The organism is Microbacterium sp. Bi128 (assembly GCF_918698205.1).
Genome location: NZ_CAKKMM010000289.1, coordinates 1 through 5,117, shown reverse-complemented (window position 1 = coordinate 5,117; position 5,117 = coordinate 1). Strand labels below are relative to the sequence as shown.

Below are 5,117 nucleotides of genomic sequence, written 5' to 3'. Positions count from 1 at the left end.
TCCTGGACCTCGTCCACCGCGGCTGGAACCGGCTGGCGTCACTGCGCTCCTCCACGTTCCGCTTCGTCCCGGGCCGGGCCCACGAATCCGTCGACGAGCACGAGGCGCTGCTGCAGCTCATCGAATCCGGCGCCAGCCCGGATGACATCGAAAAGGCCGCCCGCCGGCACCGCTCCGCCACCCTGGACGCGTACCTCGCCCAAACCAACGCGGGGTCACTTAGCGCCCATTAAGGCGCCCGGCATGGGCCGTAAGTGACCCCGCGTTGCACTATCAGTAAGGAAAAACAATGACGTTTACTGCCGCAGAAACCACCACTCACTACGTTCCGCAGGGCCTTCCCACCCACATCCAGCACTACATCAACGGCGACTTCGTTGATTCGGTGGGCGGGGCGACCTTCGATGTCCTGGACCCGGTGTCCAACACCAACTACGCCACCGCCGCCGCCGGCCAGAAGGAAGACATCGACCTCGCCGTAGCCGCGGCCCGCGAGGCGTTCACCAACGGCCCGTGGCCGAAGATGAAGCCGCGCGAGCGGGCCCGGGTCCTGAACAGGATCGCCGACGCCGTCGAAGCCCAGGAGGCCCGCCTGGCCGAGCTCGAAACCTTCGACACCGGCCTGCCCATCACCCAGGCCAAGGGCCAGGCGCTGCGCGCGGCCGAGAACTTCCGCTTCTTCGCGGACCTGATCGTGGCCCAGTTCGACGACGCCATGAAGGTCCCCGGCGCCCAGATCAACTACGTCAACCGCAAGCCGATCGGCGTCGCCGGGCTCATCACGCCGTGGAACACCCCGTTCATGCTCGAGTCCTGGAAGCTCGCCCCTGCCCTGGCCACCGGCAACACCGTGGTCCTCAAACCGGCCGAATTCACCCCGCTCTCGGCCTCGCTCTGGGCGACGATCTTCAAGGACGCCGGGCTCCCCGACGGCGTCTTCAACCTCGTCAACGGCCTCGGCGAGGAAGCCGGCGACGCCCTCGTGAAGCACCCGGACGTCCCGCTGATCTCCTTCACCGGCGAAACCACCACCGGCCAGACCATCTTCCGCAACGCCGCGGCCAACCTCAAGGGCCTCTCCATGGAGCTCGGCGGCAAGTCACCGTGCGTCGTGTTCGCCGACGCCGACCTCGACGCCGCGATCGACTCCGCCCTGTTCGGCGTCTTCTCCCTCAACGGCGAACGCTGCACCGCCGGCTCCCGGATACTGGTGGAGCGCGCCGTGTACGAGGAATTCTGCGACAAGTACGCCGCCCGCGCCAGGAACATCGTGGTCGGTGACCCGCACGACCCCAAGACCGAGGTCGGCGCCCTGGTCCACCCCGAGCACTACGCCAAGGTGGCCTCCTACGTGGAAATCGGCAAGTCCGAGGGCCGGCTCCTGGCCGGCGGCGGCCGCCCCGACCACCTGCCCGAGGGCAACTACATCGCCCCCACGGTGTTCGCCGACGTCGCCCCGGACGCGCGGATCTTCCAGGAGGAGATCTTCGGCCCCGTCGTCGCCATCACCCCGTTCGATACCGACGACGAAGCCCTCGCCCTGGCAGGTCTCGCAGCGGCCGCCGGCAACGTTGAAGGAGAAGCGGCCGGCACCAAAGCCCCGCGCCCTGGCCTCGTCCGTGGCCGCGAACTCCTTGCGGACCGCATCGAAGAGGCCGGTGTAAGTGGCGAGGTTGGAGCGCGGAGTGCGGCCGATCGGTTTCTGGTCCACCTTGACGAGCCGGTCCAGCTGGTCCAGGCCTGAGACCGGTCCGACACTGAGCGGCCCGGTGGACTCAACGGCGTCGGCCTCCAGGTCCTCGGGGGCCTTGGCAGCGTCTGGCTCCGGGTGCAGCCTGGCGCCGACCACCTCGGCCAGGACCTGGCTGACCAGCGTGGATTTGCCGGAGCCGGAGACGCCCGTGACCGCGGTCAGCACGCCGAGCGGGAAGTCGGCGTCGAGTTTGCGCAGGTTGTGGCGGCTGATGTCGCGCAGTTCCAGCCAGCCGGCCGCTTCCCGCCGGGTACCGCTGGCGGGGGACCCGCCGCCGTCGTCCGCGCTGTGGCGGACGCCGCCGTCGTCCGAACCAGCCGAACCGTCCGGGAACAGGAACGGCCGGGTCACGGACGCGTCCACCTCGGCGAGACCGGCCACGGGGCCGCTGTAGAGCACCTCGCCACCGCCTTCACCGGCGCGGGGACCGACATCCACCAGCCAGTCGGCGCGGCGGACGATGTCCATGTTGTGTTCCACCACGAACACCGAGTTGCCGGAGGACTTGAGCTGGTCCAGGACTGCGAGGAGGGGCTCGGCGTCGGCGGGGTGCAGTCCGGCGGAGGGCTCGTCCAGCACGTAGATCACGCCGAACAGCCCGGAGCGGAGCTGGGTGGCGATCCGGAGCCGTTGCATTTCGCCGGGGGAGAGCGTGGGCGTGGACCTGCCCAGCGCCAGGTAGCCCAGGCCGAGGTCCAGCAGCACCGTGACGCGCTGCAGGAGGTCGCGGGTGATGGCGACGGCCACCTCGTTGCCCTCGCCGGAGGACTGCTTCCGGGACGCGGTCCCGGCCTCCGTGAGTTCCGTGGTGGGGCGGATGATGTCCGCCAGTTCGGTCATGGGGACGGCGTTGAGCTCGGCGATGGTGTGCCCGGCGAAGGTGATGGCGAGCGCGGCCGGGGTCAGGCCGCTGCCGCTGCAGACCGGGCACGGGCCGGTTTCCATGAAGCGCAGCACCTTCTCGCGCATTGTGGTGCTCTTGGAATCGGCGAGCGTATGCAGCACATAGCTCCTGGCGCTCCAGAACCGGCCCTTGTACGGCTTGGCCACGCGGTCGCGCTGGGGCGTCACCTCCACCACGGGTTGTTCCTCGGTGAACAGGATCCAGTCGCGGTCCTTTTTGGGCAGCTTCCGCCAGGGGGTGTCGACGTCGTGGCCCAGGTGGGTGAGGATGTCGCGCAGGTTCTTGCCCTGCCAGGCCCCGGGCCAGGCGGCGATGGCGCCGTCGCGGATGCTCAGCGAAGTGTCCGGGACCAGGGAGGACTCGGTGACGGTGTGCGCGATGCCGAGGCCGTGGCACTCCGGGCACGCGCCGGCGGCCGTGTTCGGGGAAAAAGCGTCCGAGTCCAGCGGGGCGGCGCCGTCGGGGTAGCTGCCGGCGCGGGAGAAGAGCATGCGCAAAGAGTTGGACAGCGTGGTGAGGGTGCCCACCGTGGAGCGCGAACTCGGCGTCCCGCGGCGCTGCTGGAGCGCGACGGCGGGCGGCAGCCCGGTGATCGTTTCCACCTTGGGGTTGTGGCCCTGCTGGATGAGCCTGCGGGCGTAGGGGGCCACGGATTCGAAGTAGCGGCGCTGCGCCTCGGCATAGATGGTGCCGAACGCGAGGGAGGACTTGCCCGAGCCGGAGACGCCGGTGAAGGCGACAATTGCGTCGCGGGGCACGTCCACGTCCACGTTGCGCAGGTTGTTCTCACGGGCGCCGCGCACCCGGACAAAACCGTCCGTCGGATTGCCTGGAGCGAGATCAGGAATTAGGTCCCGGCCGGCCGGGCGCGGCAAATGGGAAGCATGCTGTTTACTTTGCATTGGTTCGACTCTATCCGCTCCGGGGAGCGCCGGGCATATCCTTACCGGATGGAAACACACGACGGCGATGCCCAGTTGACAGCGGAACAGCCGGAAGAACCGGACGAGCCGGAGGCGGGCGAACTCCTCCCGCTTCCGGTCGCCGAGCTGCACCTGCACATCGAGGGAACGCTGGAACCGGAGCTGATCTTCGCGCTGGCGGAACGCAACGGGATTGCACTGCCCTATGCGGACCTGGACGAGTTGCGCTCGCGCTACGAGTTCACTGACCTGCAATCCTTTTTGGACCTGTACTACGCCAACATGGCCGTGCTGCAGACGGAGCAGGACTTCGCCGACATGACCCGCGCCTACCTGACCCGGGCGGCGCTCGCCGGGGTCCGGCACGCCGAGATCATGCTGGACCCGCAGGCCCACCTGTCCCGCGGGATACCGCTGGCGACGTGCGTCAACGGCGTGGCCTCGGTGCTGGCGGGATCCCGCGAAGAGTTCGGCATCTCCACCCTCCTGATCGCGGCCTTCCTGCGCGACCTCACCGAGGACTCCGCCCTCAAGGTGCTGGAGCAGCTGCTCGCCATGGGCGCCCCGATCGCCGGCATCGGGCTCGATTCCGCCGAGGTGGGCAACCCGCCGGCCAAATTCGAGCGGCTCTTCTCCCGGGCCAAGGACGCCGGGCTGCACCGGATCGCGCACGCTGGCGAGGAGGGGCCGCCGTCGTACATTATCGACGCGCTGGACATACTGGGCGTGGAGCGGATCGACCACGGCATCCGGTGCATGGAAGATCCGGAACTGGTGGAACGGCTCGTGGATGAGCTCATGCCGCTGACGGTGTGCCCGCTGTCCAACGTCAGGCTCCGCGCGGTGGACGCCCTGGCCGGGCACCCGTTGCCGGCGATGCTCGCGGCGGGGCTGAACGTGTGCGTGAACTCGGACGACCCGGCGTATTTCGGCGGGTACGTGGACGACAACTTCGCGCAGCTGAAATCGGTGATCGGCCTGTCCGAGTTCGACTGCGTCCGGATGGCCGCGAACTCGATCCGGTCCTCCTTCGCGAGCGAGGACCGCAAGGCCGAGCTGCTGGCCGAGCTCGCCGCGTCCGGACACTAACCGCCCAAGCAACGCGGGGTCACTACGCGCCCATCCGGAGGCCCCGGACGGGCCGTAAGTGACCCCGCGTTGGCTGTCGAACGGCCGGCTTAGACGTCGATCGAGTCCATGTGCGGGTACCGCGCCCCGGCTGCCACCCCGGCGGGAGCCAGTTCGTCCAGGCGGGCCAGGTCCTCGGCGGAGAGTTCGACGTCGGCGGCGCCCAGGTTCTCCCGCAGCCGGTTGACCTTCTTGGTGCCGGGGATGGGAACGATGTGCTCGCCCTGGGCCAGCAGCCAGGCCAGCGCCAGTTGCCCCGGGGTGCAGCCCTTCGCGTCCGCGAGCTCCTTGACCCGGTCCACGAGCTGCAGGTTGCGGTCAAAGTTCTCGCCCTGGAAGCGCGGGGAGTGCCGGCGGAAATCGTCTGCGGCAAAGTCCTCGGGGCTGCGTAACTGGCCGGTCAGGACCC

At 69.0% G+C, this 5,117-nt stretch carries 4 protein-coding genes and 1 pseudogene; 3 read left to right on the top strand and 2 right to left on the bottom strand.

Annotated features, from left to right (window positions below; all coding sequences use genetic code 11):
- Both LQV45_RS17255 and LQV45_RS17250 read left to right on the top strand, forming a co-directional pair.
- The coding region (locus tag LQV45_RS17255; protein WP_374208235.1) for an FCD domain-containing protein at positions 1-233 on the top strand (233 nt) is incomplete at its 5' end.
- Positions 234-289: 56 nt separating this feature from the next.
- On the top strand, positions 290-1,744 hold the full coding sequence (locus LQV45_RS17250; RefSeq protein ID WP_230008079.1) for an aldehyde dehydrogenase family protein: 1,455 nt from the start codon (positions 290-292) through the stop codon (positions 1,742-1,744).
- A 1,023-nt stretch (positions 1,745-2,767) separates the two neighbouring features.
- Here LQV45_RS17250 and LQV45_RS17245 read toward each other — a convergent pair.
- A pseudogene (locus LQV45_RS17245) lies at positions 2,768-3,148 on the bottom strand (ABC transporter); the annotation flags it as partial.
- Positions 3,149-3,607: 459 nt separating this feature from the next.
- Between LQV45_RS17245 and LQV45_RS17240 the strand changes: the two are divergent.
- Positions 3,608-4,669 (top strand): adenosine deaminase, encoded by a 1,062-nt coding sequence (locus LQV45_RS17240; protein WP_230008078.1) that lies wholly within the window; start codon positions 3,608-3,610, stop codon positions 4,667-4,669.
- Positions 4,670-4,758: 89 nt separating this feature from the next.
- Here LQV45_RS17240 and LQV45_RS17235 read toward each other — a convergent pair.
- A partial coding sequence (locus LQV45_RS17235; protein ID WP_230008077.1) for an aldo/keto reductase occupies positions 4,759-5,117 on the bottom strand: 359 nt, incomplete at its 5' end.